We start from the raw sequence: 24,244 nt of genomic DNA, 5'->3' as shown, positions 1-24,244 counted from the left end.
GGTCGCGCGGGCGGCGGTCGCACGCGCGGCGCCGCGGCGAGACGCGGCGCCACTGCAGCGCGTGCCGCGCGGCACGCCCGAGCGGACGCGCAACCTCGTGCTCGTGCTGGGCAGCTCGCACCCGACGCGAGCAGGCGTCTGGGTGCGCGTGCGGCTGCCCGGCGTGCGCGGCCGCAGCGGCTGGCTGCCGCGGGCGACGCTCGGCGGCTACACACTTGTGCGCACGCGGCTGGTCGTCGACCGGCGGCGGCTGCGCGCGACGCTCTACCGCGGTCGGCGCCCGATCTTCTCCGCGCCCGTGGGCATCGGGCGCCCGGGCGCGCCGACGCCGGCGGGGCGCTTCTACGTGCGCGACAAGCTGACGCGCTATCGCAGCAGCACGTACGGACCGCTCGCGTTCGGCACGAGCGCGCGCGCTCCCGGCGTCACCGACTGGCCGGCGGGCGGCTTCGTCGGCATCCACGGGACGGACCGTCCCGACCTGGTGCCCGGCCGCGTCTCGCACGGCTGCATCCGCCTGCGCAACGCCGACGTCGTGCGGCTCGGCCGGCTGCTGCCGGTCGGCACGCCGCTGCGGATCCGCTGATGCGCGCCTTCCGCCGTATCGTCGTCGCGCTCCTGCTCGGCGGTCTGCTGCTCGCGGCCGCGCCCGCGTACTCGCAGTCCCCGCCGCGCGGCGACAGCGACCTGACCGAGCGCTACCCGCTCGGCGATCGCACGCTCGCTCAGCCGGCGCCGCAGCCGTCGCGCGAACCGGTCGGGACCTCGCGCTCCGAGACGCCGTTCGACACCGGCTCCGAGCCGTGGCCGCCGCTGCTCGTGCTCGTCGCCGTTCCGTTCGCCGTCGCCGCCGTCGGGCTGGTGCTGCGGTCGCTCAGCCTGGACGCCGTCACCCGCACCCAGCCGCGGCGTCGTCGTCGCGTCGGCCCGACGACCTACCGGCTCGCGCGGCTGCTCGGCTTCCGCTACTCCGCGTGGCGCGATGCGCTCGTGCTGCGCGGCGTTGGCGAGCGCTTCGGACCGGTCCTGAAGCTGCGGGCGCGGCATGCCGGACGTGCCCGGCCGACGCGATAGACGTCAAGCGGCTCCTGACCGCTCCAGCAGGTCGTGAGCGGGACTCGAACCGTTGGCCCCCTGTTTACAAGGCGGTCGCCGGGCGGTGCGAAGCGACCGAGAACGCCGCTGCGAACGGGCGAACCGCGCGACCGAGCGGCTGTTGCGGGCGGCCCGATCGGGTGCCGATCGGGCGCGCGTCCGGGCCCAGGATCGGGACCGCCGGATCAGGCGGCCTTGCGCGCCGGCTGTGCCGGCCAGGCGATCGCCTCGCGCGGCATGCCGACGGCGACGGCGAGCACCGCGCGGGTGGCGCGGCGGGGCGAGCAGCGGGCATGCTCGATGTCGTAGATCTGGCGTGAGCTGACGCCGGCGCGGCGCGCGAGATCCTCGCGCGAGAGGCCGGCTCGTTCACGGGCTTCCCTCAGCAGCACCGCTCCATCCTAACCCGCGCGGGCGGCGCCGACGAGCGATCCGGAGCGATTCGGCGGAACCTCCGGAGAAAGCTCCGAAACGCTTGGGAGCGGCCGCCCGCCGCGCCGATGCTGCGCCGCAATGGTCCGCTCCTTCGACGGCAAGCGCCTCTCCGACGACTGGTTCCAGGTGCTCAGCGCGGCACGCCGCGCGGGCGTCAGGTTCCGGCTCAACAGCGGGCAGCGGACCCTCGCCGAACAGCAGCGCCTCTACGACCTCTGGCAGGCCGGCATCGGCAACCTCGCGGCCGTTCCGTCGGACACCGCGCCGCACATCCGGACGGGCCGACAGGACCATGCGCTCGACGTCGACGTGAACGCCGGCAACGGCGTCGCGGGACTGCGTCAGTGGCTGCGACGGCAGGGCGTCGCGACCTCCCTGACGGTCGTCGGCGAGCCGTGGCACGTCGAAGCCGACAGCGCCGACGACCTCCACGCCGTCGCTCGCCGGCTCGCCAAGCCGCTGACCGTGCTCGACCGCCTGCGCGCGCGCCCCCTGCGCCGCGGCGCCAAGTCGCCCGACGTCCGCGCGGTGCAGGTCTACCTGCGGCGCGGCGGCTGGTTCACGGGAACGCCGGCGCAGGCGGTCGGCACGTTCGGCCCCGCGCTCGGCGCGGCGGTCGAGGCGTTCCAGAAGCACGTCGGCCTGACGGTCGACGGGATCGTCGGACCGAAGACCTTCGCGGCGCTGCGGCGCCGCTACGGATGGCGCGTCTGGTCCAGACGCGGCGCGGCGAAGCCGGCGGCGGGCCCAGAGGCGCCGCCGGCGACGCTGCGGATCTCCGCGAGCGGGCTCGGCCTGATCGAGGAGTTCGAGGGCTTCTACGCGCGTCCCTACGCCGACCCGGCCGGGCACGCGACCGTCGGCTTCGGTCATCTGCTCCACCACGGCCCCGTCACCGACGCCGACCGGCGCGCGACCTGGCTCGCGGGACAGACCACGCCGGGACAGCTGACCACCGAAGAGGCGCGGACGCTGCTCCGGCAACAGCTTGCGAGCGACTACGAGCCCGCGGTGAGCGCGCTGCGCCTGCCGCTCGCGCAGCACCAGCACGACGCGCTCGTCTCGTTCGCCTACAACGTCGGCACGGGAGCACTGGCGTCCGACACCGGCATCGGCCGCGCCCTGCGCGCGCTGCGCTGGCGCGACGCCGCCGACGAATTGCTCCGCTGGGACAAGGCCGGCGATCCGCCGCGCCCGCTGCCCGGCCTCACGCGCCGCCGCCGCGCCGAGCGGTCGCTCTTCCTGACGGGGACGCGATGAGCTTCGCGCGCGCCTTCCTCGACGACCTCGTGCGGCTGAAGCTGCCGGTCACCGCGGGCGCCGTGCTCGCGACCGTGCTCGCGCTGCTGCAGCCGTTCGGGATCGACCTCGGCGGCGACGCGACGGCGAAGCTGACGGCGGCGCTCGTCGCCGTCGGCGTCCTCTCGCAGTACCTGCAGGACCGCCTCGGCGGCGTCGTCGTCAAGACCAATCCGGCGACGCTCAGCGGTCCGCCGGCGGAGGTGAGCGAGTAGCCATGGCCGCACCCGACTGGGCGCCGACGTCCGACCAGGTCGCAGCGCTGATGCACAGCCGCACGCGCGGACGCGACTCGATCGCCGCGACCGCGGCACGCGAGCAGGGCAGATTCACGGCTGACACGCGGCCGTCGGACGAGCAGGTCAGAAGCCTGATCGAGCTGGCCTGCAACGATGTCGCGGTCGCCTTCGCCGGCCGCAGCCCCTGCACGGCGACGCTGAGAGCGGCCGCCGCCACGGCGGCGGCGTACCGCACGGCGCAGCTCGTCGAGGCCTCCTACGCGCCGGAGCGGACCAACCACCTCGGGCTCGCGCACGAGATCTTCGGGACGCTCGCGGCCGACGCGATCAGAGCGGTCGCCGTCGCGATCGAGGCCGGCTGCCCGCTCGACGAGCCGGAGACGCCGTGAGCAGCCGCGCGCTCGGACCGTTCGTCACCCCGTGGTCGCTCAGAAGAGCGGCGCGCGAGCTGCTGCTCGGCCACCACCTCGGCATCTACCTCGACGAGATCGTGCGTCAGCAGACGCCGGTCGGCCACCCGGTCACGCGGATCGAGCGGCCGCTCGACGTGATCTGCCGCGAGCGCCCGCGCGCTCGCGCGGAGGAGCGGCTGCCGCTGTTGGCGGTCGGCTGCCCCGGCACGCTCGACGACATCCGCTACCGCGCCGCCGACGGCCACTACGAAGGCACGCTGAAGCTCGTCGTGCACGCGCTCACGAGCGCCGCGGACGAGCTGATCGGCGGCGAGACGGCGAGCATCCTCGCGCTCGGCGCGGCGACGCTGCTGCTGCACGAGCTGCCGCTCAGAACCGGCTTCAAGGTGCGCTGGCTCGGCGTCGTCGCCGAGTCGCCCGCGGACGACCCGGCACGCGCGCCGGCGCCGCTCGACCACCTCTCCGTGAACGTCAACGTGAGCGCCGAAGCTGAGCGCACGCTCCACGCCGAGGGTCACGTGCTGGCCGTCTCCGGCGTCCTGCTGTCGGATCTCGGCGGCCCGCTGCCGCCGGAGCTGAGAGATCCGCCGATCGAAGACCCCGCGCTCGACCTGGAGGACGGGCCGAGAGTCGAGGAGATCGCCCTGACCACCACTCCGTTCGAGGAGATCCCGTGAACGCGAGAACCGTCACGAGACGTCTCGAGAGCCCTCTGCTCGTCGAGCTGCCCGCCACCAACGCAGGAGACGCAAGCTGATGCCGCTGCCTCAAGTGATCGTGCGCCGGGGGGACCGCGGCGCCGCCCCGTTCCCGGCCGACGACGTCTCGACGCGCTTCGAGGCGGTCGTCACCGAGCGCGGCCCCGTCGGCCAGGCGGTCGAGTGCCGCTCGTTCGCGCAGGTGCGCGACCTCTTCGGCGGCCACACCTCGACCTCGACGCTGCGCGCGGTCGAGGCCTACTTCGCCGAGGGTGGCGGCCGCGCCGTGCTCTCGCGCGTCGTCGGGACCGACAGCGTCAACGCCTCGCTGAACCTGTCGGGCGCCACCACCGGCGTCGTGCTGAAGGTCAGCGCCGTCGGCTCGGGCCCGTGGTACCACGGCGTCAGAGTCAGAGTCGAGGGCAACACCGGCAACGACCGCAGAATCACGCTCACGCTGAACGACGCGCTGCTGGTCAGCGGCACGGTCTCCGACGTCGCCGGCGCGATCGCGCTGATCAACAGCTCCGGTCTCGCGACCGCCGGCGTCCCCAGAACGGACGTCGCCGCGTGGCCGCCGAGAGAGATCCCGACCGCCACAGCGCTCGCCGGCGGCGACGACGACATCACGAGCGTCTCCGCGCTGACCGCCGCCGAGATCGGCGCGGCGCTCGACGTCTTCGACGAGGACCTCGGCGCCGGCTCGGTCTGCGCCTCCGCCTGGGATGACAGAACGGTCTTCGAGGCGCTCGCCGACCACGCCGCCGCGAACAACCGCTTCGCCCGCGGCGACTTCGGCCCGAACGCCGACGTCGAGACGATGAGAACGACCGCGGAGTACATCCGCGGCAGAGCGAACGCCAGACACATCCAGCTGCTCGCCGGCTGGCTCAACGTCTCGGTCGCCGGCGTCTCGGTGCCGGTCGCGCCCTCGGGCGTGCACCTCGGCCGCGAGGCCCAGGCCGACCGCGAGAACGGCGCCGGTCCCGCGCAGCCGGCCGCCTGGACCTTCGGCGAGTACCGCACGCCGATCGGCCTCGTGCGCCCCTTCACGCGCACCGAGCGCGAGACGCTCAACTCCGCCGGCATCACCGTCATCACGCAGGACGCGCAGGGCGCGATCTACGCCGAGGACGCGATCACGGCCGTCGACGGCACGAGATACCCGCAGTACGCCGAGGTCGCCGCGATGCGCGTGACGATGGCGATCCACGCCCAGGCCAAGCAGGTCCTGCACCAGCGGGTGATGCAGACGATCGACGGCCAGGGCCACCTCGCCGCGGCGACGACCGGCGACCTCGTCGCGATCTGCGCCGACTGGTACGCGCGCGGCGCGCTCTACGGCGCCGACGCCGCCGAGGCCTTCTCCGCGAGCGTCGTCGCCGAGACCGAGGCGGGCCAGAAGCCGCGGCTCGTCGGCTACCTCGCGCTGCGGCCGTCGCCGTCTGCGCACACGGTCGAGCTGACCATCACGCAGGTCGCCCCGAGCGACACGATCTAGGAGACGCTGGAGATGGCAACCACCAATCAGGCCCTGACGGGCGAGTGGCAGTTCGTCGCCACGCTCACGGTCGACGGCACGCCGATCCCCAACAACTGGGACGCGATCGACGGCGGCGACACCAGCTCGCCGACCCGGCAGTATCGCCCCGGCGGCAGAATCACGCCCGAGGTGATCCCGGCGGTGAAGGTCACCGGCGACGTGATCCTCGAGCGCGCCTACCGCGGCGGCGTCGACGGCGAGCACCGCAAGACGCTCGCGAGCAAGATCGGCAAGGAGGCGGTCGTCACCGTCTTCGCGCTCGACGAGGCCCGCAACGAGATCCCGCAGACGCGCGAGACGATCAGCGGGATCCTCAAGGAGGTCACCCGCCCGGCCTTCAGATCGGAGGCCGAGGGGGTCGCGCTGTACAGAGTCGTCGTGACGCCCAAAGGCCACTGGGGCTGACGGTGCACGCCGATCCCTTCACCACGGCCGCCGAGCCGGCCGACGGGGCCGGCGAGTCAGCCGCGGCGGGCAGCACCGCCGCCGCGGCCGACTCGCCGCTGGCGCGGCTGCGGGCCGCCTTCGACGCCCGTCGTAGCGCGGCCGAGCTGTTCCTGCCGATCCCGGGCTGGGAGGGCGCGCTGGTCGCGCGCGTGACCGTGCCCGACCACGACTTCGTCAGAAGCCTCGTCGGCGCGACCGGCACGATCGACTGGATGGCCGACTTCGTCGCGGCGACGGTCACCGGCCTCTATGAGCCGGCCGGCGTCGATGACGAGGGCGAGCCGCAGCTGACGGCGCTGGAGGGCAGCTCGGGGCCGCTGCGGTTCGACACGCAGTTCGGCGCCCAGGTCGGGCTCGAGGACGTCAGCTCGGCTCGCGCCGCGGTGCAGGCGGCCTTCACGGTCGGCGGCGACGGCGGCTTCCCGGTCGTCAACGTCGTCGCGCTCGCCGAGTTCGCCAACAAGATCGACGCCTGGCTCAACGACACCTCGCGCGAGGTCGCGGAGGCGATCGTCCCGGGGCGCTGAGCCCCGGCGAGCAGAGCCATGTGGAGCTTGCGCTGGCACTCGGGCTGGACCGGATCGCCGAGCGGCTCGTCGCCGGCGATGCGCTCGAGCGCGCGTTCTGGCGCGAGCGCCTCGCCGGGGCTGATCGGTTCGCCGCAAAGCGCGATGAGCGGCTCGCGCAGCTCGTCGCACAGCGCATGTGGGGGTGAGCGATGAGCCTGTACAGAGGCCCGAGTGAGATCTGGCGCTCGACGGTCCGCGCGCTCGATGACGACGAGCAGCGGCAGCGAGGAGGGACGGCATGGGCATCCTGAGCGGCGTCGGCAGACTGCTCAACAAGGCCGTCGACGGGGCCGAGGACCTCGGCCGGGACGCGCTGCAGGCCGGCGAGCAGATCCTCGACCGCGTCGTCGACGGCCTGTCGGGGGCGGCGGCCTCCGCGGGCTCGTCGTCGGTCGGTTCGACCGGGTCGGCAGGCGGCAGCACGTGGTCGGGCGGCCCCTCGGGGGCCGGGACGTCGAAGGGACTGCCGATCCCCAGCATGCGGCCGCGTCCGCAGACCTCGCGTGGACTCGCGGTGTCGAGATTCTTCAGCGGGCTGCCGACGTCGAAGGGGCTGAGCGCGCGCACGCCGAGCTCGAAGGGCCTGCCGATCCCCAGCATGCGCCCGAGAGCGGAGAACGTCGCGCTCGCCAAGGCGATGATGCGGGTCAACAACGTCGTTGCAGCCACCAACCGCGTCAGCGGCGCGATGACCAGAGCCGCGGCCCACATCGAGAAGACGAAGAAGCCCTCGCTCTTCGAGCGCGCCGGTTCCTTCGCGATGGACCTGAACCCGGCGGCGGGCGGCCTCTCCATGGGCCGCTACGCGTTCGACGTCGTCCGCGGCGAGGCCAGCTTGAGCGACGCGCCGCGCGAGATGATCAAGGCCGGCATCAAGAGCAACCCGATCCTGCGCCCGCTCGCCACGGCGGGTGACGCGTACTTCGACGAGGGCGACCCGCTCGGGATCCTCCCGGTGGCGAGGACGGCGGCGCACGTCGGCGCCATCACCGGAGGCCTGCGAGCGCTCGGCGTGCCGATCTCCGATAAGTGGGCGAGCCGGTTGGCGTTCGTCGACGTCACCACGGTCCTCGGCTCCGGCGTGCTGGCGGCGAGAAGCACGCACGACTACGTGCACCACAGAGGCAGTTTCGGGGCGATGGCGAGCCAGACGGCCGGGTTCGGACTCGGGGCCGCCGGCATCGCGCTCCCGTTCATGCGCGGCGCCGGCGCGTTCAGCAAGCTCGGCAGCGGGCGGCTCGCGGCTCGCGGGATAGAGGCGGAGGAGATCCCGGAGGACGCGGTCCAGGTCATATCGAGCGGCAAGGACCTGCTCGAGTACGGGTCGCAGATCAGACCGGGCGGCGAGGACGAGTCGAGCAGAACGGGCGGGTATGCCCGTGGCGGTCGCGTGCTGCGGGCCGAGACGGCGCTCGTCGGCGAGCGCGGTCCCGAGATCGTGCAGTTGCCGGCGGGCTCGAACGTGATCCCGGCCCATCGCTCGCGCGAGCTGCTGGAGCTGGCCGGCGCCGGAGCGGAGTCCGCCCGCGCGGTGGCCGCTCCGCGGCAGCTCTACGTCCACCAGTACCTCGACGGCCGCGAGGTCGGGCTCGCGACCGTCCGCGACCTCGACGATGACGAGCAGTGGGATCGAGGAGGTGGGAGATGGGCCTCCTCGATGGTCTGAGCAGACTCGCCAACAAAGCCGTCGACGAGGCCGAGGAGCTCGGCCGGGACGTCGTGCAGGCCGGGGAACGGGTGGTCAAGCGCGTCGTCGAAGGCATGTCGTCGGCGGCCTCGGCCGGCTCCACGTCGGTCGGGTCGACCTGGTCGGGAGGCAACAGCTCGTGGTCGGGCGGCCCCGCGGGGCCGGGAACGTCGAAGGGGCTGCCGATCCCCAGCATGCGGCCGCGTCCGCAGACCTCGCGCGGACTCGCGGTGTCGAGATTCTTCAGCGCACTGCCGACGTCGAAGGGGCTGCTGATCCCGAGCATGGCGCCGCGCGTGCCGAGCTCGAAGGGCCTGCCGATCCCCAGCATGGTGCCGGTCGTGCCGACCTCGAAGGGGCTGCCGATCCTCAGCATGCGCCCGAGAGCGGAGAACATCGCCGTCGCGAAGGCCGTCATGCGCGCCAACCGCATCGCGGCGGCCACCAGTCGCCTTGGCGGCGCGATGACGAACGCCGCGGGGAAGATCGACACCGGCCGGGACTGGGGGATAGTCGGTGACGTCGCCGGCGGCATCGGCAGCGGCCTCAAGTGGACCGGCAACGCGGCGTGGGACGCCGGCGGCTACGGCCTGAGAGCGGCGACCGGCACCAGCCGGGTGCTCGACGTCCCAGGGTCGATGGCCGCCAACGTCGCCTATCTCGCGACGACGCCGAAGTCGATGTTCACGCCGTTCGCGTACGTGAACAACAACCTCGGCGATCCGATGGGCCTCGACGCCAAGATGCAGTTCGTCAACGACGTCGCGACGGCGGGCGGGCTGCTCAGACGGTTCGACTTCGGCCCGGACGCGGTGCTCGCCGGCCGTCTCTTCAGACGCGCCGACGCGATCGGCAACGCGACCTCCGTCTACAAGCTCGACCGCGACACGTACAAGTTCTGGCACAGACAGGGAAGCGATGCCGAGGACGTCGCGATGGGGTGGGTCGGCCTCATGCCCGGCATCGGCGAGGCGACGAGCGTGCTCGACCTGTGGGCGCGCTCGCGCAAGCCGTGGGAGATCGCGGGTCCGCGCATGGAGTACGACTCGTTCCTCGACATGCTGCGCGGCAAGGGCCGGCTCGTGACGCGCGCCGGCGGCGGCCGCGTCGGCCACGGCGAGACGACGCTGGTCGGCGAGCGCGGCCCGGAGATCGTGCGGCTGCCGACCGGCGCCGACACCGCGGCGCGGCGCTCGCGCGGCTCGCTCGGGCAGCCCGGGGCCGGCGGCTCCGCACGCCAGCAGGCGCGCCGCGACATGCACATCCACCAGCAGCTGGACGGACGCGAGATCGCGCGCTCGACGGTCCGCAACCTCGACGACGACGAGCAGTGGGGACGGCGATGAGCGAGATAGTGGACTTCGAGATCGGCCCCGGGCTCGGTCAGACCCTGTCGCGCGAGCTGAGACCGAGAAGAGGCCGCAAGCCGCAGAAGCCGAGACAGAAGCCGGAGGAGAAGAAGAGACGCAACAGCCCCGGCGTCGGCAGAATCGCGCTCGTCAGCACCGAGGAGAGAATGACGCTGCGGGCGCGCCTGGACGACGGCTACCCGCTCTTCTTCGGCGGCTACGGCGGCTGGGAGGACGAGCCGCGGCCCGGGCAGGTCTCGGCGACCGTCTTCCGCGGCGCCTCCGCGCCGCAGCTGAAGCTGAAGCTGATACTCGGCGACTGGGACCTCGATCTCACCGACAGCAAGAGAGACAAGAACTGGGTGACCGGCTGCGAGCGGGCGATGCACATGCTCGACCACTTCGCGCGGCTCCCGGTCGACGCGCCGCGGCAGGAGCGCCCGACGCTGCTGCGGATCCGCGGCCACGTCCCGCACTTCAACCGCCGCTGGTTCGTGCAGGAGATCGAGTGGGGCGAGGTCGACCTCCTGCGCGGCACGCGCGTGCGCGCCTTCGCGACGGTGACGCTGAGAATGCACGTGCCGGTCGAGCTGCTCAAGCGCAGAGACCGGATCGCGCGGCGGACGAAGCCCCACACCGTCAAGGAGGGCGAGGACCTCACCAAGATCGTCGCCAGAGAGGTCGCCAACGGCAAGGCCGAGATCGCTCCGGCGCGCACCTTCGTGATCGAGCTGAACAGACTCGACCGCAGCGCCAGACTGAAGAAGGGCCAGAGAATCAAGCTGCCCGTCGGCAGCTGGTGGAAGACCGCGCTCAACGAGAGCCGCGCCAACCGCGCGGCGAGCCAGGCGGCGAGCAGCCTCGCCGCGGCCGTGGCCGCGGCGGCCACCGACCTGGCAGCGAGATTGGGCAGATGAGCGCCTTCACGCTCCCGCGCGACGCACGCGCGCTCGACGGTGACATCCGCCTCGACGGCAAGGGCGTCGACCTGCTCGTCGGCGACGGCCTCGTCAGTTTCGAGGAGGAGCTGAGCCTCGTCGGCTCCTCGGTCGTGCGGATCGGCGTGATCGATCCCGAGCGGCTGCTCGTCGACTCGGGCCTGTTCGCGCCGAGAGCCGACGACGACGAGCGGCTCGAGCGCGACGTCGTGCTCGAGCTCGACGGGGTCGTCTACTGGCTGCGCGCGATCGCGAAGCGCGACGACCGCTTCATGCTGACGTTCGAGGACCGCACCGTCTGCAGACTGCGCGACAAGGGCAAGGTGCTGCTCGCCGACTCGAGCGCGACCGACCACCGCACGTTCGTCAGAAGACTGTGCAAGCGGGCCGGCATCGACGAGCTGGTGCTCGAGGAGCCGGGCGAGCGCGAGCGCAGAGCGCGCGGTTCGCTGAAGGGCACCTCGAGAGGCAAGCGCGCCAGCGAGCTGGCCGAGGCCGACGAGCGCCGCGCCGAGGGGATCGACGGCGACGAGCGGCTGAGAGTGAAGTCGGCGTGGGCGACGAGAGCGCAGCTCGACGTCGCCTCGCGGCTGTTGTCGGTCGCGCGCGAGCTGCGCGCCACCGACAAGGCGATGCGGGCGCTCATCGTCGCGGCGATCGAGGAGTCGGCGCTCAGAAACGATCCGAGAGCGGACGGCCGCGGCGGTCTCGGCGCGCTCGGCGCCGTCCCCAACCGCTCGCGCAGCCACGCCGGCAGATTCCTCAGACGGGGCGCGACCGACGTCAAGTTCAGCGCCGAGGCGTTCCTGCGCGACCCCGGCTTCGCCGGCCAGGGCGGCGCGATGAGAGCGGACCGCGCCCATCCCGGCTGGAGCGCCGGCGAGCTCGCGCACGCCGTGCTCAGACGGGGCCGCCCGGCCACCTACGACCGCTGGGAGCAGCAGGCGCGCGAGATCGTCGAGGCATTCCTCAGCGACGAGCCCGACGAGGACGACGACGGCCGCACGATCCAGACGCTGGCCGTGATCAGAGGCGAGACCTACTGGGACGCGGCCGTGCGGATCGGCGACCAGAACGACTTCGTCTTCTTCGTCGCAGCCAACAAGGCCTACTACCTGCCGCAGAGAACGCTGCGCACCAGCCGCCCGCGGATGCGGATCGGCGAGCTGACGCCCGGCATCCACACGATCGACTGGGAGTGGGCGCCGCACAAGCGGATGCGGCGGATCGAGGTCACCTGCGACGCCGTCATGTGGAGAGTCCCGCCGGGCGCGATCGTCGTGCTCGAGGACGACTGCGGGCCGGCCGCGGGCCGCTGGCTGGTCGGCGAGTACCGCCGCTCGCGCTTCCACGACACCGCCGTCGTGACGCTCCTGAGAACGCGCAAGAGAACCAAGAGAGACGACGAGAGAGACGAGACATGAGCGCGCTCCGTCGCAGACAGCCCGCCGCCGAGCCGGTCGCCTACGAGGCGCGCGTCTCCAACCCCGACCCCGACGAGCTGACCGTCACGATCGACGACTTCGACGGCGCCGAGCTGGCGCGCCACGGCTGGCCGGTCGTCTCGTGGCCGCGCAGCGGCGCGGCGGTGCCGGCGCGCGGCGATCGCTGCCTCGTCGTGATGTCGGAGGTCGGCCGCGCCTGGGTGGTCGCGGGCGAGTGGACCGGGCCGGCGCAGAACTGGATCACGCTTGAGCCGACGTCGGGGAGCAATTGGAGCGCGTACAACAGAGCCGTCAATCCGGTCGGTTATGCCAAGTCGTCGGACGGTTGGGTCACCTTGCGCGGCCTGCTCACACCGGCCGCGACGCCCGGCTCCGGGACCGACATCCCCGGCATGAGACTGCCGCCGGGCTTCTGTCCCGCGACTCGGCGCAGCTTCCCGGTGGCGGCCGGAGGCCTCGTCGGACGCATCACCGTCCGCCCGGACGGTCAGCTGATGGTCGGAGAGTCCCCGTCGAACCCGGCCACCCCTGCGATCTGGACGCTCGACGGCATCGGCTACTGGGCGGAGGACTGAACGAGATGATCGAGATCCCACACCTTTCCCTGCCGCTGCGTCTCACGCACGACGGCTTCGCGACGGTCGAGCAGGACTCTGCGCAGCACGTCGCCGAATGTGTCGAGGCGGCCGCCCGCACCGAGCTCGGCTGGCGGATCGAGGCGCCGGAGTTCGGCGTCCCCTCCTTCGTGATGGCGGCCGGCGGCGTCGACGTCGAGGAGCTGCGCGAGGCGCTCGTCACCTCCGAGCCGCGCGCCGAGATCGTCGCCGAGCTGATCGAGGAGCTCGACGAGCTGCGCGCCGAGAGCATTCGCATCCTGATCGAGGAGGAGTACTGACGTGGCCGTGATCCGACCCGAGATCGAGACCGACCCGGCGGAGCTGGAGCAGGTCGCGATCGACTACCTGCAGGAGGCCGTTCCGGGCTGGGAGCCGGCCGACGGCGACCTGATGACGTGGCTGATCGCCGCGCACGCGCGGATGGTCGCGGAGGAGCGCGACATCGCCGCCGACGTCCCGCTCGAGCAGATCCTGCGGCCGCTCGGCGAGCAGGTCCACCTCGTCGCGCCGAAGCTGGCGCTGCCGGCGACGGTCGACGCGGTCGTGACGATGCGCGACCAGGCCGGCTACACGGTGCCGCAGGGCACCGAGGTGCTCGTCCGGACCGCCGGCGACGACGGCGTGACGATGGTCGTCGTGAGAGCGGTGACGTTGGAGCCCAACAGAGGGCTCACCGTGCCGATCGAGCTGCAGGCCGCGCCCGGCAGAGAGGGCAGCGCCGGCAACGGGCTCGACGACAGAGCGACGGTCGTGCCGATCCGCCAGCTCGAGTTCATCGGAGGCATCGCGATCGCGCAGGGGGCCGTCTCGGCCAACGGCCGCGACGCCGAGACCGACGAGGAGTACCTGCAGCGGCTCGTCGACACGCTCGCGCTCTCCTCGCCGACGCCGATCCTGCCCGAGGACTTCGCCGCGATCGCGCGCCAGGTCGACGGCGTCGAGCGGGCGCTCGCGCTCAACCTGCTGCACGTCAGACCGCAGATCATCACGCTCACCGGCAGCTCGTTCAGAGGGTCGCTGTGGGACAACACCACCGAGATCCCGCTCGACTACGGCAACCCCGTCGGGCCGGGCGAGGTCCCGGTGCCGCCGGCGACCGCGATCAGAAACGGCCTGCAGAACAAGGGCTACGACGTCGAGGTGACCGGCGGGCCGAGCGTCTTCACCCTCACCTTGATCGGCAGACCGGTCTACGGTCCGTGGAGAGTCACGTCGGGCGGCCCGGCGGTCGCCGTCGTGCAGGCGACCAGCTTCCAGACGCCGGTCGAGCGCACGATCGCGGTCGCGGTCGTCGACGATGAGGGCGCCTCGCCGCCGCCGTCGGTGCGACAGACGGTGCGCGCGGCGCTCGAGTCGCTGCGCGAGGTCAACTGGACGGTCTCGGTGATCGAGCCGGAGTACACCGACATCACGGTCCAGTTCAGAGCGGTCACGTGGCCGGGCTACGAGCCCGAACCGGTCCGCCTGGCGGCGGTCGACGCGGTCGTGGACTACCTCTCGGCGAAGAACTGGGGCCGCGGGCGGGACGGTTGGGAGGATGGCGACGTCACGTGGGTCGACGAGCCGTTCGTCCGCTATCTCGAGATCGCGCAGGTGCTCAACGAGGTGCCCGGCCTCCGCTACGTCGAGAGCGTGAGAATCGCGAAGGGCTCGGACACGGCGACGATGGCCGACGTGCAGCTGGTCGGCCGCGCGCGGCTGCCGCGCACCGCGAGAGAGAGCATCACCGGCACGGTCATCGAGGGCTGAGCGATGGCGATCTACAACAGAGGCGTGCCGGTCAGAGTCATCGACGACGGCGTCGCGGTCACGCTCACCGCCGAGCGCCTCGCGGCCGACGTCGTCGAGCAGGTCGGCGGCGCCAGCGCGATCACGGGACCGCCCGGGCCGACCGGCGAGGCCGGCGCGCCCGGCGCCGGGGTTCCGGCCGGCGGCGTCCCGGGCCAGCTGCTGGCGAAGAGCGGCAGCGCCGACTACGCGACCGGCTGGGTCGCCGCGCCGGCGGCCGGCGGCGCCGCCGCGACCGCGGCGCTGCGCAGACTCGGCAGCGGCAGCGGCGAGGCGGCCGCCGGTGAGAGAGCGGCCGGCTTCGCCGTCAGCGGCGCGACGCGGCCGAGCGGCTACGCGGTCGTGATCTGGACCGGCGGCAGCCCGCCGGCGGGCGCGGTCGCCGGCGACATCTGGATCAGAACGAGCTGAGGTGGACGATGGCGAGACTGCGACTCGAGGCTGACCTGATCTTCGACGACGGCGACCCGGCGGCACAGCAGACCTACGACGCGCTCGTCGCGCTGGCGCCGGCGCTGCGGACGATCCCCGGCGCCAGAGGCGTCACGCCCAGCCGCGTCGCGCTGCACCTCTGCCACCACGACGAGGAGGACGGCGGCGCCTGCGAGCCGCTGTCGGCGTGGGAGGTCGGCTAGATGCGCGTCCGCAACTTCGACGGGACCGACGACTGGATCACCTGCGAGCCGGGCAGCGCCGACATCACCGGCGCCTGGTCGATGGCGCTGCTGGTGCGGCCGAGAACGATCGCGTACCGCGTCCTCTACCAGGGCCACACCAGCTCGGGAGGCTCGGCCGGCTACGGCTTCGAGCAGCGCGTCAACGGCGAGATCCTGCTCTACTCGACTGGCTTCGGCGAGCGCCTCTCGCCGGTGGGCTACCTCGTCGCGGGGAGATGGCGCCTGGTCGCGACGACGAAGGCGTCGGGGGCGGTCGCGCCGCACTTCTACAGCTACGACTTCGCGACCGGGACCTGGCTCGATGCCGCCAGCACGTCGACGATCGGGAACCCGACCGCGCTCGGCGTCGGCGGCAGCGTCATCTTCGGCAGATGGGAGCACAACTGGCGCTACGACGGCCAGATCGCCGCGGCGGCCGTGTGGGACGAGGCGCTGAGCTTCGCGAGCGTGAGAGCGCTCGCGGCGGCGCCGGCGCTGGTCGACTGGGCGAGCGTCTCCAGCCCCAACGCGCTGTGGCTGTTCGACAGAGGGCCGGAGAGTCCGCTGCAGGACCTCGTCGGCGGCGCCGACGAGCGCGCGGGGGCGAGCCAGGGCACCAACGCGGTGCTGGTCGACGACGTCCCGATCCCGTACCGGCGCGCGACCGCCGCCGTGTACGCCGGCGGCAGCTGGAGCGACCGAGAACTGAACGTCCACAACGGAGCCGGCTGGGTGCCCCCGGCCGAGGCGGAGATGCGCTGATGGAGAACGGCGACCTGATCCTGACGTTGGAGTTCGACGACTCGAGACCGCCGGAGATGGGCTCGTGCGGCGCCGAGCTGTACGCGGCGCTGGCACCGCTGGCGTACGACGACGCCGCGAACGGCTGGCCGCTGGCGCACCTCTGCGAGGCGCTCGGCCGGATGCGCCAGCCGGTCTCCGACATGGTGCGCGCCTGGGAGGAGACGGTCAGACCGAACCCGCTCGATCCCGACTATGCGCAGGTCGTGACGCGCTCGGGCTGGACGAGAGCGACGCACGTCGACGCCGCCCCCGGCGCGGCGGCGGCCATCGGCGGCGGCTTCGACATGCTGCCGTTCCTCGGGCAGCTCGTCGGCGTGCGCGGCATCGAGGGGCTCAACGACAGCGACCGCCGCGCCGCGATCCGCGAGCGCGCCGGTTTCTCGCGCGGGCGCCCGCGCTCGATCGTCTCCTTCGCTGAGAGATTCACCGACGGCACGCCCGGCACGGTGCGGCTGCGCGAGCGCTACAACCCGGCGGTCGGCGCCGGGGTCGACGCGCCGTACCACGGCCGCGTGCTGATCCGCAGATCGCGCCTGAGCGCGCTCGAGCGCGACAACCTCGCGCTCAACCCGCGCGTGACGGGACCGCCCGGGGGGACGCTCATCCTGAGCCACAGATTGACCGGGGCGTACTTCTCGGCGGTCGCCTGCCCGTGGCACGCCGGCGCCAGCATGTGCCATCGCGTCGTCGGCATCGCGGAGACGCCGCTCACCGGCGTCGCGAGAGTCGGCCTGCAGCCGGCCCAGACGGTCGTCTCGATCGTCCCCGGCGAGCTGTACACGGCCTCCTCGTACGTCACCGTGATCAGCAGCGCCGAGCCCGACGAGACGATCGGCTGGACGGTCTCGTGGCGCAACGCCGGCGGCACGGAGATCGCGACCGAGACCGGTCCGACACGGACGGCAGGGGGGCTGCTCGACGCGCGGCTCGCGGGCACGTTCAGAGCGCCCGCGAACGCGACGAGAGCGTACTTCCAGCTGTGGCACACCTCCTCCTCTCCAGGCCAGGACATCGCCTTCGAGATGACCGCGACGATGATCGAGCAGGGCGCTCGGCCGGGCACCTACGGCGACGGCGACAGCCCCGGCTGGAGATGGCTGGGAGCGCCGGGCGCCTCGCTGTCGGAGAAGCCAGGCATGACGTTGACGGAGCTGACGGAGCGGATCCGGGCGATCATCCCCGCCGGCCTCGTCTACGACCTCGTGATCACCGACGACCTCGACTACGACGACGTCGAGGAGACCCACGACAGCTACACCGACCTGATCACAGCGACCGCCAACTACTCCGACCTGCTGGAGGCGTGACCAATGCCCGCAACACCCTCGAGACGACTCGGACTCCACGCTCCCTCCGGCGGCGACCCGGCCGACGTGCCGGCCGACGTCAGGAGACTGCGCGACCAGCTCGACGAGAGCGTGCTGACCTACGCCCAGGGGACGCTCGCCGCGCGACCGGCCTCCGCGTCGGGCAAGGAGGGCCGGCAGTACTACGCGACCGACAAGGGGACGCTCTTCTACGACACCGGCTTCGGATGGGTGCCGTACGCGTGGCAGCCGGGCGACATCAGATGGACGGCCGCGCCCGGCCCGTTCCTCGGCTGGGCCAAGTGCGAGGCGAGAACGGTCCTCGACCGCGAGCTCTACGAGGCGCTCTTCAACGCGATCAGAACGACCTACGGCGCGGGCGACGGAGTGAGAACGTTCAACGTCCCCGACCTCTCTGGTCGCGCGGCGATCGGCGCCGGCAGCGGCACCGGTCTGACGACGCGTGCGCCCGGCAGCAGAGGCGGTGCTGAGAACCACACGCTCACGCTGAACGAGATCCCCTGGCACAACCACGGCATCAACGACGGGCTCCTCGGGTTCGGTCCGGCGCCGCACGACGCATCGGTCGAAGCGGGTGCCGGCGGGACCCAGAACTTCGACTTCGACTACATCTACCCGGCTCCGGCCGGTGGCGGCGCAACACACAACAACATGCCTCCGTACGTCGCGCTCCACGCCTGGATCAAGTTCTGATCCGGGCCTCAACTCGTCACTTCCAACCGGATCGGTCTGATGCCCGCTACACCGTCCCATCGTCTGAACCTCCACGCTCCGACCGGCGGCGATCCGGCCGATGTGCCGGCCGACATCGCGAGACTGCGCGACCAGCTCGACGACGTCGTGCTGGGCTACGGCCAGGGCAGACTGAGAGACCGCCCGGCGGCCGGGGTCGAGGGCCGTCAGTTCTACGCGACCGACACCGCCACGCTCTACCACGACTTCGGCGGGGGATGGGTGCCGTACGCGTGGCAGCCCGGTGACATGAGATTCTCCGCGGCTGGCTCGACGCCGCCGTCCGGCTGGCTGCTCACCGAGGGGCAGGAGCTGTACCAGGACGACTACAGTCCGCTCTTCAACGCGATCGGTCACGTCTACAGCTACGGCGTCACGCCGGGGCTGGGCAGATTCATGCTTCCGCGCGCGGTCGGTCGGGCTCTGATCGGCACCGGCGTCTCGACCGACCCGACGCTGAGAGAGATCGTGCTCGGCCAGCGAGGCGGCGAGGTCATGCACGCGCTCACCGTGGACGAGATGCCGGCCCACGCCCATTACTTCACCAAAGGTATTCAGTACACCTCGGTGCCCGTCGGGGGCCCCGATTCCTTCAACATCCCGGGAATCGGCTTCGGGGCGACGCAGAGTGCCGGCGGCAACGTTCCCCACAACAACATGCAGCCATACCTCGCGCTCAACGCCTGGATCAAGGTTTGATCCGACGAGGGTGCAAGCGCTCGTCCAACCCAGCGCAAGGGGCAGTGATGCCAGCGCTGACGATCGCGGAGATGCCTGCTCACTTCCGGCGGCGACGGCCCGCACAACAACATGCAGCCGTGCGTCGTGCTCAACGCGATCAAGTACTGAACCACACCAGCGACGCTTCAACGTCTAGGAACCGAACAGATGCCAGCGACACCGTCACCTCGTCTGAACCTTCACGCCCCCTCGGGCGGAGACCCGGCCGACGTGCCGGCCGACATCAAGAGACTGCGCGACCAGCTCGACGCAGTCGTGCTGGGGTACGACCAGGGCGACCTGACGGCGCGGCCGCTGCCAGGCGTGGAAGGGCGGATGTACTACGCGACCGACAGAGATCTCGCCTACTACGACACCGGCAGCAGATGGTCGCTGATCGGGGGTCCGACGATCACGACCTCACAGCTCGCTGACAGAGCGGTGACGTCGCGGAAGGTGGCGCTGACGTCTGCAAGCAGCGGACTGGCAAGCACCCATCATGTCGCTGTCGGGACCTGGGGCGCTCAGATGACCTCCGCGCATGACGTCTGGACGACGAACGTCTCGATCACGTTGGAGACGCAGTCCGTGGTGATCGCGACCGCGGTGTTCGACTGGAACGCTTACGTCCTCATCCAGGAGGGAACCTGGATGCAGGCCGGGCTCGCGGTCGACGGGGGGACCCACCAGCGTGTGGTGAACTTCCAGCCGGTCAGAACCCCGTTCAACGAGTACCGGGCGGCGACGCTCAGCCAGACCTACCGATTGGTGCTGCCCGCCGGCCCGCACAGCCTCATCCTGCGGGCGCACCGAAGCGCGACGACCAGCTTCGCGCCGACGCTTCAGCCGGTGTCGACCAATCTCACCGCGCTCGCGTTCTCGATCTAGCACGACGCCGACCTGCTGAAGGGCGGAAAATCAATGTTCGACGTCGCGCGGTGACCTGAAAGCGCCGCATGGCACCTCCCGATGACTACGCGGCCGCCCGCTACGAGGCGCTCAACGACCGCATCGCGCACGTCAAGGCCGGTGCCGATCACCGCGCCGAGCAGCTCGGCGAGCGGATCGACCGGCTCGACGCGAAGGTCGACGCGCGCGTGGAGAAGCTCGCCGATCAGAAGGCCGACCAGGTCGATCTCGACAAGGTCACCGGCACGCTCGACCGGGTGCTGTTCGCGATCATCGGCTTCAGCCTCACGATCGCCGCCTCGGCGGCGCTGATCGTGCTGCAGGCGCGGGGGCACGCATGAGCAGCGGCGGGGTCGCCGGCGCGCTGCGGCGCCTGTACGACGACAAGGACCGCTTCGCGGCGGTCGCGCTGGCGATCTCGTTCGTCGCGCTCGGTGCCGGGTTCGGCGCGCTCGCCTACACCGCGGCGAGCAACGCCGATCGCGCCGACGAGATCCAGCGCTCGCGCTACGAGGCGACGCTGCGCTCCTGCCGCTCGCGCAACGAGGACCGCGCGAACATAGCCGTCAGAGTTCAGCCGCGGCCGCCGTTCACGACGCGGGACCTCGAACGCGACTTCCGCCCGATCGCGCTCGACTGCGCCCGCTACGCGCGGGAGCAGGTGAGCACGCCGTAACTCAAAAGCCGTCAGTTCGTGGGCTCTCGGGCCGCCCGCGCGGGATCGGGCGCGGCGGCTGGCGCAGCACCGCAGCGGCCGCCAGCTGGCGCTCGAGCCGCTCCAGCCGCGCCTCCTGCTCGGCGACGACGGCGCGCAGTTCGGCGAGTGCGTGCGTTCCCTCACTCGCCCCTAGATAGTGGATCGCCGCCTCCCGCAGCAACCGGGCGCGCGTGATTCTGCGATGGCGAGCTTCAGCGCGAAGGCGGCGGTCGAGCTCCCGGTCGACGGTCGTTGAGATGCGCGGCATGGCGTCACGGTACGGCGCGCGGGCGGCGGCACGTTCCGCAAACCTGGCGCCGAGCGTTTGCATGCCAGCTTGCAGCGCCCGTCCAGGCGGTGTCGTTCCCGGGGGCCGTTCGCGCACCCTCCGTTGACAGCCTTCACCGGTGAACGTTTACTCAGCGGACGCAAGCGAAGGGGATGGTTCGGCGCGCGACCAGGGGGTCGCGCGGCGGAGACGGTCGCGGGTCGCGCGTCGCCGGTCGGCGACGGGCCGCTCGCGCGCGGCCACTGGACGAGGGGATTCACGATGAAGCGGACAGGACTGACGCATGCCGAGGCGATCGCGCTGGTCGCGGTCGTGGCGGCGGTGAAGCGGGAGGCGTCGACGCTGGCGCCCGACTCGCCGGTGCGCGGCGTCCTGCTCGCTATCGGATCGAACCTCTCTCGCGCGCTCGGCGAAGACCGGCTGAGGCGGCCCGCGCCTCCTCGAGCGCGTCGAGCGTCGCTGTCCTGCCCTCGTTGAAGAGCGTCGGCGCTCTGTCGCCGGGGGCGATCTCGCCGAGGCGGCCGAAGTCGGCCCAGAACCACTCGAACGGGAGGCCGCAGCGGTCGGCGATCGCGCGCAGCTCCTCCCACGAGGCGCCGCGCAGACGGGCGCGCTTGCCCGTGATCTCGTCGATCACCGAGCCGCTCTTGCCGATCGCGTGGCCGAGCTGGTCGCGCGTCAGCTTCGCGTAGGCCTGGGCCGCGCGCACACGGCGGGCGACCTCCTCGGGGTCCGGGCGGTCGTCGACGGGCGCCATCACCGCCCAGCCTTGGCCTCACGGGACGGGATTGCAAGATCTTGTTGCAAGATCTTGTTGAAATCCCTAAGATCTTGGCCATGGCAACCGTGACACCGCTGAAGCTCGCGATCGTCGCGTCGGGCAGGAGCCAGCGCGACGTCGCCGCGGCGGTCGGGATCAGCGAGTTCAAGCTCTCGCGGATCGTGAACCGCCGCGCGCACGCCGACGAGGCGACGCGCGCCGCGATCGCGCGCGAGCTCGGCAGGACGCCGGCCGCGCTGTTCGGCGGCCCGCCCGAGCTGTTCGCCGCGGCCTAGCCGCGCCCACCCGCAAAACAGAGCGCTCCCGCGACGCGCGACGTCCGGGGGCTGGCACCCGAATTGGAGGTTCGGATGCACAGCGAGCTTCGCACCCCATCGCGGCCGGAGCAGACCGGTGCTCGATGACGTCGTCACCTTCCTGCTCTGCGTCGTGCTGCTGAGCGCCTTCGTCGCCGCCGTCGCGCTCGTCGCGGTCGCCGGCGCCGCGCTCTGCTGGGCCGTGCGCACCGCGCTGCGCCGGCGCGGCGCCGACCGGCGGCTGGAGGCGTTGCGCGAACGCCACTACGCCGAGGTGCGCGCCCGCGCCCAGCGGCCGCTCGTCGAGCTGGAGCCGGTCGAGTTCGACGGCTGGCCCCTGCTCGACGGCGAGCAGCCGGAGCCGCCGGTCGTCTTCCCGCGGCGGAGAGCGGCATGAGCCGCGATCCGCTCGTGGCCGAGCTGGTCGACCGACTCGTCGAGATCCGCTGCGCCGGCCTGCTGCGCGAGAACCGCGAGCTGCGCGAGCGGCTGGCCGTCCGTGGCGTCGCCGCGCCGGCGCCGGCGCGCTCGCCGGCGCCCGAGCCGCAGGCGCCCGACATGCCCGAGGCCTCCGGCGCGCCGCGCCCGCTCTTCCCTCGCTTCACACCGGCACCGCCGGCCCGCGCGCGCCCCCGCCTGCGCCTCGTCGCCGGCGGCGCCGAGGAACGACAGCCATGAGCGACGGACGGACGGTCTGGTGGCCGAAGGACGCCGCCTGGTGGCGGCGCGAGTGGGTCGTCGCGCTCGGCGAGGAGTTCGGCCCGGCCGGGCCCGCGGTCGTCGACTGGCTGACCTGCGAGGCGAAGGCCCAGCACGACGGCGGTCGCGTGAAGGCGGGAATCCGCTCGTGCGCGCGCGGCGCCTTCGTCGACGTCGAGACGGTCGGCGCCGTGCTGGCGCGCGCCGCCGCGCTCGGCGCGCTCGACGACTACGAGCACGCCGAGGGCCGCTTCACGGCGCGCATCTCCGGCTGGGAGCAGGACAACGAGCGCGGCCGCGCGGCCTTCCGCAAGGCGAGGCAGCGCGAGCGCGAGCAGGGGGAGGTGACCGACCGTGACACGTCACGCCCTGTCACGCCCGGTCACGGCGAGTCCGTTAAAGGACAGGAGAGGACAGGACAGGAGAAGACTGCTGACGCAGTCTCGCCGGCGCCGCCCGGCGACGGCGCCTTCGACGCCGAGGTGATCCGCCTCTGCCGCCTGCAGTCGGAGCTGGCGCGGGCCCGCACCAACCAGGCGCCCTCGTCGCGGCGACTCAGACCGACGCGCAGATGGCATGCCGAGATGGACCGCCTGCTGCGGCTCGACGGCTGGACGCCGGAGCAGGTCGAGTACGTGATCCGCTGGGTCGACCGCCACAGCTTCTGGGCGCCGAACGTGCTCTCCGCCGAGTCGCTGCGGCGCCACTTCGACCGCTTCGCGGCCGCGATCAACGCCGAGCAGAGACCGCAGCCGCCGTCGGCGTCCCACGCTCCGGCCGACAGGGGCGCGGCCCGCCGCGCCCGCGCCGCGGCCGCCTTCGCCGAGCTGGTCCGGCCCGCGGCGATCGAGGCAGAGGGGAGGGTCAGCCGTGACGTCGCGTGAGTGGCAGGTGATCGCCGTCGTGCTGGAGAACTGCTGGAAGGGCGAGTGGGACGAGGCGCGGGCGGCCGCCTACTACGTGCTGCTGGAGCCGTTCGAGGCGGCCGACGTCGAGCGCGCGCTGCACGTGCTGGTGCGCAACGGCTCGCCGTTCATCCCGGCCGTCGCGGAGATCGTCACCGCGATCGAGGCCGCCGGCCGCGTGAGCGTGCCGACCTGGCCGGAGGCGCTGCGACAGCTGCGCCGGCTCCTGCCGCGCCACTCGCGCGACCTCGAGGCCGGGCTGGAGGCGCTCGCCGCCGTCCATCCGCTGCTGGCCTCGTTCGTCGCCGAGTACGGCTGGCGGCGGCTGGCGCTGGAGCCGATCGACGATCCCGACCACGGCGGCGCCGTGCTGCGACGGCTCGAGCTGAGCTGGCGCGAGCACGTCGAGCGCCGGCAGGAGCGCGAGCGTCACGGGCTCGCGCTGGAGAGCGTCCGCCGCCGGCGGCTCGCGGGCCCGCGCAGACTCGACCCGGCGGCGCTGCTGCCGTCGCCGCCGGAGCGGTCGGCATGAGCGGCGCCGAGCACGACGCGCCGACGCCGCTCGACGTCGGCCTCGCCGCCGACGGCGAGCTGGCCGAGGCGATCGCGCGGCGGGTCGCGGAGCTGGTCGCGGCGCGCGTCGCGCCGCGACTGCTGACCGTCGAGCAGGTCGCCGAGATGTTGCAGGTGCGCAGCGAGTGGGTCTACGAGCACGCCGACGAGCTGGGCGCGCTGCGGCTCGGCGGCGGCAGACGCGGGCGGCTGCGCTTCGATGCCGAGCAGATGCGCGAGCGGCTGCGGGCCCGGCCGGCCGTCGGCGGCGCCGCACGGAGCGCGCCGGCGAGAGCGCGGCCGCGACGCGCGCC

At 72.5% G+C, this 24,244-nt stretch carries 35 protein-coding genes; 32 read left to right on the top strand and 3 right to left on the bottom strand.

What is annotated here, in order from left to right; all coding sequences use genetic code 11:
• Together R7226_RS25215 and R7226_RS25210 are read left to right on the top strand one after the other, a co-directional pair.
• Window positions 1-586 (top strand): L,D-transpeptidase (locus R7226_RS25215; protein WP_318600139.1); only part of this gene is annotated, 586 nt, incomplete at its 5' end.
• Window positions 586-1,074, top strand: coding sequence for a hypothetical protein (locus tag R7226_RS25210; RefSeq protein ID WP_318600138.1), 489 nt, complete (start codon window positions 586-588; stop codon window positions 1,072-1,074). The genes R7226_RS25215 and R7226_RS25210, both read left to right, overlap by 1 nt.
• 206 nt (window positions 1,075-1,280) lie before the next feature.
• Here R7226_RS25210 and R7226_RS25205 read toward each other — a convergent pair whose 3' ends face one another.
• Window positions 1,281-1,487, bottom strand: a complete 207-nt coding sequence (locus tag R7226_RS25205) for a helix-turn-helix transcriptional regulator (RefSeq protein ID WP_318600137.1) — start codon at window positions 1,485-1,487, stop codon at window positions 1,281-1,283.
• Between the two features lie 121 nt (window positions 1,488-1,608).
• On the opposite strand from R7226_RS25205, the gene R7226_RS25200 reads away from it, so the two are divergent.
• The 24 genes from R7226_RS25200 to R7226_RS25085 all read left to right on the top strand — a co-directional run bounded on the left by R7226_RS25200 (window position 1,609) and on the right by R7226_RS25085 (window position 20,387).
• The gene (locus tag R7226_RS25200) at window positions 1,609-2,790 is read left to right on the top strand and encodes a glycoside hydrolase family protein (RefSeq protein ID WP_318600136.1); all 1,182 of its coding nucleotides are present in this window, start codon (window positions 1,609-1,611) and stop codon (window positions 2,788-2,790) included.
• Window positions 2,787-3,044, top strand: coding sequence for a hypothetical protein (locus R7226_RS25195; protein WP_318600135.1), 258 nt, complete (start codon window positions 2,787-2,789; stop codon window positions 3,042-3,044). Before R7226_RS25200 ends, R7226_RS25195 begins: the two co-directional genes overlap by 4 nt.
• 2 nt (window positions 3,045-3,046) lie before the next feature.
• Window positions 3,047-3,457: a hypothetical protein gene (locus tag R7226_RS25190; protein ID WP_318600134.1), complete on the top strand. Its 411-nt coding sequence runs from the start codon at window positions 3,047-3,049 to the stop codon at window positions 3,455-3,457.
• Window positions 3,454-4,158 carry a hypothetical protein gene (locus tag R7226_RS25185; RefSeq protein WP_318600133.1) on the top strand — a complete coding sequence of 235 codons (705 nt, stop codon included), beginning with the start codon at window positions 3,454-3,456 and terminating at the stop codon, window positions 4,156-4,158. The genes R7226_RS25190 and R7226_RS25185 overlap by 4 nt, the downstream gene beginning before the upstream one ends.
• Before the next feature lie 79 nt (window positions 4,159-4,237).
• On the top strand, window positions 4,238-5,680 hold the full coding sequence (locus tag R7226_RS25180; protein ID WP_318600132.1) for a hypothetical protein: 1,443 nt from the start codon (window positions 4,238-4,240) through the stop codon (window positions 5,678-5,680).
• A gap of 12 nt (window positions 5,681-5,692) precedes the next feature.
• A complete protein-coding gene (locus R7226_RS25175; RefSeq protein WP_318600131.1) occupies window positions 5,693-6,127 on the top strand; it encodes a hypothetical protein in 435 nt (144 codons plus the stop codon).
• Window positions 6,128-6,129: 2 nt separating this feature from the next.
• The gene (locus R7226_RS25170; protein WP_318600130.1) at window positions 6,130-6,696 is read left to right on the top strand and encodes a hypothetical protein; all 567 of its coding nucleotides are present in this window, start codon (window positions 6,130-6,132) and stop codon (window positions 6,694-6,696) included.
• A gap of 20 nt (window positions 6,697-6,716) precedes the next feature.
• Complete coding sequence (locus R7226_RS25165; protein ID WP_318600129.1) at window positions 6,717-6,884, top strand: hypothetical protein; 168 nt, start codon at window positions 6,717-6,719, stop codon at window positions 6,882-6,884.
• Between the two features lie 92 nt (window positions 6,885-6,976).
• The gene (locus R7226_RS25160; protein WP_318600128.1) at window positions 6,977-8,404 is read left to right on the top strand and encodes a hypothetical protein; all 1,428 of its coding nucleotides are present in this window, start codon (window positions 6,977-6,979) and stop codon (window positions 8,402-8,404) included.
• Window positions 8,383-9,771, top strand: coding sequence for a hypothetical protein (locus tag R7226_RS25155; protein WP_318600127.1), 1,389 nt, complete (start codon window positions 8,383-8,385; stop codon window positions 9,769-9,771). Before R7226_RS25160 ends, R7226_RS25155 begins: the two co-directional genes overlap by 22 nt.
• Window positions 9,768-10,691 (top strand): hypothetical protein, encoded by a 924-nt coding sequence (locus tag R7226_RS25150; RefSeq protein ID WP_318600126.1) that lies wholly within the window; start codon window positions 9,768-9,770, stop codon window positions 10,689-10,691. Before R7226_RS25155 ends, R7226_RS25150 begins: the two co-directional genes overlap by 4 nt.
• Window positions 10,688-12,136 carry a hypothetical protein gene (locus R7226_RS25145; protein ID WP_318600125.1) on the top strand — a complete coding sequence of 483 codons (1,449 nt, stop codon included), beginning with the start codon at window positions 10,688-10,690 and terminating at the stop codon, window positions 12,134-12,136. The genes R7226_RS25150 and R7226_RS25145 overlap by 4 nt, the downstream gene beginning before the upstream one ends.
• Window positions 12,133-12,732, top strand: a complete 600-nt coding sequence (locus R7226_RS25140) for a hypothetical protein (RefSeq protein WP_318600124.1) — start codon at window positions 12,133-12,135, stop codon at window positions 12,730-12,732. Before R7226_RS25145 ends, R7226_RS25140 begins: the two co-directional genes overlap by 4 nt.
• A gap of 5 nt (window positions 12,733-12,737) precedes the next feature.
• On the top strand, window positions 12,738-13,052 hold the full coding sequence (locus tag R7226_RS25135) for a hypothetical protein (RefSeq protein WP_318600123.1): 315 nt from the start codon (window positions 12,738-12,740) through the stop codon (window positions 13,050-13,052).
• A 1-nt stretch (window position 13,053) separates the two neighbouring features.
• Complete coding sequence (locus R7226_RS25130; protein WP_318600122.1) at window positions 13,054-14,523, top strand: baseplate J/gp47 family protein; 1,470 nt, start codon at window positions 13,054-13,056, stop codon at window positions 14,521-14,523.
• A gap of 3 nt (window positions 14,524-14,526) precedes the next feature.
• Complete coding sequence (locus tag R7226_RS25125; RefSeq protein WP_318600121.1) at window positions 14,527-14,973, top strand: hypothetical protein; 447 nt, start codon at window positions 14,527-14,529, stop codon at window positions 14,971-14,973.
• An 8-nt stretch (window positions 14,974-14,981) separates the two neighbouring features.
• Window positions 14,982-15,197, top strand: a complete 216-nt coding sequence (locus tag R7226_RS25120; protein ID WP_318600120.1) for a hypothetical protein — start codon at window positions 14,982-14,984, stop codon at window positions 15,195-15,197.
• The gene (locus tag R7226_RS25115) at window positions 15,198-15,980 is read left to right on the top strand and encodes a hypothetical protein (protein WP_318600119.1); all 783 of its coding nucleotides are present in this window, start codon (window positions 15,198-15,200) and stop codon (window positions 15,978-15,980) included.
• Window positions 15,980-17,329 carry a hypothetical protein gene (locus tag R7226_RS25110; RefSeq protein WP_318600118.1) on the top strand — a complete coding sequence of 450 codons (1,350 nt, stop codon included), beginning with the start codon at window positions 15,980-15,982 and terminating at the stop codon, window positions 17,327-17,329. Before R7226_RS25115 ends, R7226_RS25110 begins: the two co-directional genes overlap by 1 nt.
• A 3-nt stretch (window positions 17,330-17,332) precedes the next feature.
• Complete coding sequence (locus R7226_RS25105) at window positions 17,333-18,043, top strand: phage tail protein (RefSeq protein ID WP_318600117.1); 711 nt, start codon at window positions 17,333-17,335, stop codon at window positions 18,041-18,043.
• A 39-nt stretch (window positions 18,044-18,082) separates the two neighbouring features.
• Complete coding sequence (locus tag R7226_RS25100) at window positions 18,083-18,781, top strand: phage tail protein (RefSeq protein WP_318600116.1); 699 nt, start codon at window positions 18,083-18,085, stop codon at window positions 18,779-18,781.
• A gap of 189 nt (window positions 18,782-18,970) precedes the next feature.
• Window positions 18,971-19,690, top strand: a complete 720-nt coding sequence (locus R7226_RS25095) for a hypothetical protein (RefSeq protein ID WP_318600115.1) — start codon at window positions 18,971-18,973, stop codon at window positions 19,688-19,690.
• A gap of 68 nt (window positions 19,691-19,758) precedes the next feature.
• Window positions 19,759-20,052, top strand: a complete 294-nt coding sequence (locus tag R7226_RS25090) for a hypothetical protein (protein WP_318600114.1) — start codon at window positions 19,759-19,761, stop codon at window positions 20,050-20,052.
• Window positions 20,049-20,387: a hypothetical protein gene (locus R7226_RS25085; RefSeq protein WP_318600113.1), complete on the top strand. Its 339-nt coding sequence runs from the start codon at window positions 20,049-20,051 to the stop codon at window positions 20,385-20,387. Before R7226_RS25090 ends, R7226_RS25085 begins: the two co-directional genes overlap by 4 nt.
• Before the next feature lies 1 nt (window position 20,388).
• On the opposite strand, the gene R7226_RS25080 is transcribed toward R7226_RS25085, so the two are convergent.
• Together R7226_RS25080 and R7226_RS25075 are read right to left on the bottom strand one after the other, a co-directional pair.
• On the bottom strand, window positions 20,389-20,676 hold the full coding sequence (locus R7226_RS25080; protein WP_318600112.1) for a hypothetical protein: 288 nt from the start codon (window positions 20,674-20,676) through the stop codon (window positions 20,389-20,391).
• 400 nt (window positions 20,677-21,076) lie between these two features.
• Window positions 21,077-21,454 carry a helix-turn-helix domain-containing protein gene (locus R7226_RS25075; RefSeq protein WP_318600111.1) on the bottom strand — a complete coding sequence of 126 codons (378 nt, stop codon included), beginning with the start codon at window positions 21,452-21,454 and terminating at the stop codon, window positions 21,077-21,079.
• Window positions 21,455-21,534: 80 nt separating this feature from the next.
• Here R7226_RS25075 and R7226_RS25070 point away from each other — a divergent pair, with 80 nt between their 5' ends.
• The 6 genes from R7226_RS25070 to R7226_RS25045 form a co-directional block, all read left to right on the top strand.
• Window positions 21,535-21,753 (top strand): helix-turn-helix domain-containing protein, encoded by a 219-nt coding sequence (locus R7226_RS25070; protein ID WP_318600110.1) that lies wholly within the window; start codon window positions 21,535-21,537, stop codon window positions 21,751-21,753.
• A 118-nt stretch (window positions 21,754-21,871) separates the two neighbouring features.
• The gene (locus R7226_RS25065) at window positions 21,872-22,171 is read left to right on the top strand and encodes a hypothetical protein (RefSeq protein WP_318600109.1); all 300 of its coding nucleotides are present in this window, start codon (window positions 21,872-21,874) and stop codon (window positions 22,169-22,171) included.
• On the top strand, window positions 22,168-22,452 hold the full coding sequence (locus R7226_RS25060) for a hypothetical protein (RefSeq protein WP_318600108.1): 285 nt from the start codon (window positions 22,168-22,170) through the stop codon (window positions 22,450-22,452). Before R7226_RS25065 ends, R7226_RS25060 begins: the two co-directional genes overlap by 4 nt.
• The gene (locus R7226_RS25055; RefSeq protein WP_318600107.1) at window positions 22,449-23,357 is read left to right on the top strand and encodes a hypothetical protein; all 909 of its coding nucleotides are present in this window, start codon (window positions 22,449-22,451) and stop codon (window positions 23,355-23,357) included. The genes R7226_RS25060 and R7226_RS25055 overlap by 4 nt, the downstream gene beginning before the upstream one ends.
• On the top strand, window positions 23,344-23,910 hold the full coding sequence (locus R7226_RS25050; protein WP_318600106.1) for a hypothetical protein: 567 nt from the start codon (window positions 23,344-23,346) through the stop codon (window positions 23,908-23,910). Before R7226_RS25055 ends, R7226_RS25050 begins: the two co-directional genes overlap by 14 nt.
• On the top strand, window positions 23,907-24,244 hold a 338-nt coding region (locus R7226_RS25045), incomplete at its 3' end, for a hypothetical protein (protein ID WP_318600105.1). The genes R7226_RS25050 and R7226_RS25045, both read left to right, overlap by 4 nt.

Source organism: Conexibacter stalactiti (genome assembly GCF_033542075.1).
GTDB lineage: Bacteria > Actinomycetota > Thermoleophilia > Solirubrobacterales > Solirubrobacteraceae > Conexibacter > Conexibacter stalactiti.
This window is presented reverse-complemented; position numbering and strand designations above follow the sequence as displayed.

Excerpts from the sequence above, each read along its gene's own strand:
- R7226_RS25190 (WP_318600134.1), top strand. The coding sequence starts at position 3,047 with ATGGCCGCACCCGACTGGGCGCCGACGTCCGACCAGGTCGCAGCGCTG.
- R7226_RS25100 (WP_318600116.1), top strand. The coding sequence starts at position 18,083 with ATGCCCGCTACACCGTCCCATCGTCTGAACCTCCACGCTCCGACCGGC.
- R7226_RS25110 (WP_318600118.1), top strand. The coding sequence starts at position 15,980 with ATGGAGAACGGCGACCTGATCCTGACGTTGGAGTTCGACGACTCGAGA.
- R7226_RS25155 (WP_318600127.1), top strand. The coding sequence starts at position 8,383 with ATGGGCCTCCTCGATGGTCTGAGCAGACTCGCCAACAAAGCCGTCGAC.
- R7226_RS25080 (WP_318600112.1), bottom strand. The coding sequence starts at position 20,676 with ATGCCGCGCATCTCAACGACCGTCGACCGGGAGCTCGACCGCCGCCTT.
- R7226_RS25060 (WP_318600108.1), top strand. The coding sequence starts at position 22,168 with ATGAGCCGCGATCCGCTCGTGGCCGAGCTGGTCGACCGACTCGTCGAG.
- R7226_RS25210 (WP_318600138.1), top strand. The coding sequence starts at position 586 with ATGCGCGCCTTCCGCCGTATCGTCGTCGCGCTCCTGCTCGGCGGTCTG.
- R7226_RS25195 (WP_318600135.1), top strand. The coding sequence starts at position 2,787 with ATGAGCTTCGCGCGCGCCTTCCTCGACGACCTCGTGCGGCTGAAGCTG.
- R7226_RS25140 (WP_318600124.1), top strand. The coding sequence starts at position 12,133 with ATGAGCGCGCTCCGTCGCAGACAGCCCGCCGCCGAGCCGGTCGCCTAC.
- R7226_RS25085 (WP_318600113.1), top strand. The coding sequence starts at position 20,049 with ATGAGCAGCGGCGGGGTCGCCGGCGCGCTGCGGCGCCTGTACGACGAC.
- R7226_RS25070 (WP_318600110.1), top strand. The coding sequence starts at position 21,535 with ATGGCAACCGTGACACCGCTGAAGCTCGCGATCGTCGCGTCGGGCAGG.
- R7226_RS25175 (WP_318600131.1), top strand. The coding sequence starts at position 5,693 with ATGGCAACCACCAATCAGGCCCTGACGGGCGAGTGGCAGTTCGTCGCC.
- R7226_RS25180 (WP_318600132.1), top strand. The coding sequence starts at position 4,238 with ATGCCGCTGCCTCAAGTGATCGTGCGCCGGGGGGACCGCGGCGCCGCC.
- R7226_RS25145 (WP_318600125.1), top strand. The coding sequence starts at position 10,688 with ATGAGCGCCTTCACGCTCCCGCGCGACGCACGCGCGCTCGACGGTGAC.
- R7226_RS25120 (WP_318600120.1), top strand. The coding sequence starts at position 14,982 with ATGGCGAGACTGCGACTCGAGGCTGACCTGATCTTCGACGACGGCGAC.
- R7226_RS25150 (WP_318600126.1), top strand. The coding sequence starts at position 9,768 with ATGAGCGAGATAGTGGACTTCGAGATCGGCCCCGGGCTCGGTCAGACC.
- R7226_RS25075 (WP_318600111.1), bottom strand. The coding sequence starts at position 21,454 with ATGGCGCCCGTCGACGACCGCCCGGACCCCGAGGAGGTCGCCCGCCGT.
- R7226_RS25095 (WP_318600115.1), top strand. The coding sequence starts at position 18,971 with ATGCCAGCGACACCGTCACCTCGTCTGAACCTTCACGCCCCCTCGGGC.
- R7226_RS25105 (WP_318600117.1), top strand. The coding sequence starts at position 17,333 with ATGCCCGCAACACCCTCGAGACGACTCGGACTCCACGCTCCCTCCGGC.
- R7226_RS25125 (WP_318600121.1), top strand. The coding sequence starts at position 14,527 with ATGGCGATCTACAACAGAGGCGTGCCGGTCAGAGTCATCGACGACGGC.
- R7226_RS25055 (WP_318600107.1), top strand. The coding sequence starts at position 22,449 with ATGAGCGACGGACGGACGGTCTGGTGGCCGAAGGACGCCGCCTGGTGG.
- R7226_RS25135 (WP_318600123.1), top strand. The coding sequence starts at position 12,738 with ATGATCGAGATCCCACACCTTTCCCTGCCGCTGCGTCTCACGCACGAC.
- R7226_RS25200 (WP_318600136.1), top strand. The coding sequence starts at position 1,609 with ATGGTCCGCTCCTTCGACGGCAAGCGCCTCTCCGACGACTGGTTCCAG.
- R7226_RS25160 (WP_318600128.1), top strand. The coding sequence starts at position 6,977 with ATGGGCATCCTGAGCGGCGTCGGCAGACTGCTCAACAAGGCCGTCGAC.
- R7226_RS25090 (WP_318600114.1), top strand. The coding sequence starts at position 19,759 with ATGGCACCTCCCGATGACTACGCGGCCGCCCGCTACGAGGCGCTCAAC.
- R7226_RS25115 (WP_318600119.1), top strand. The coding sequence starts at position 15,198 with ATGCGCGTCCGCAACTTCGACGGGACCGACGACTGGATCACCTGCGAG.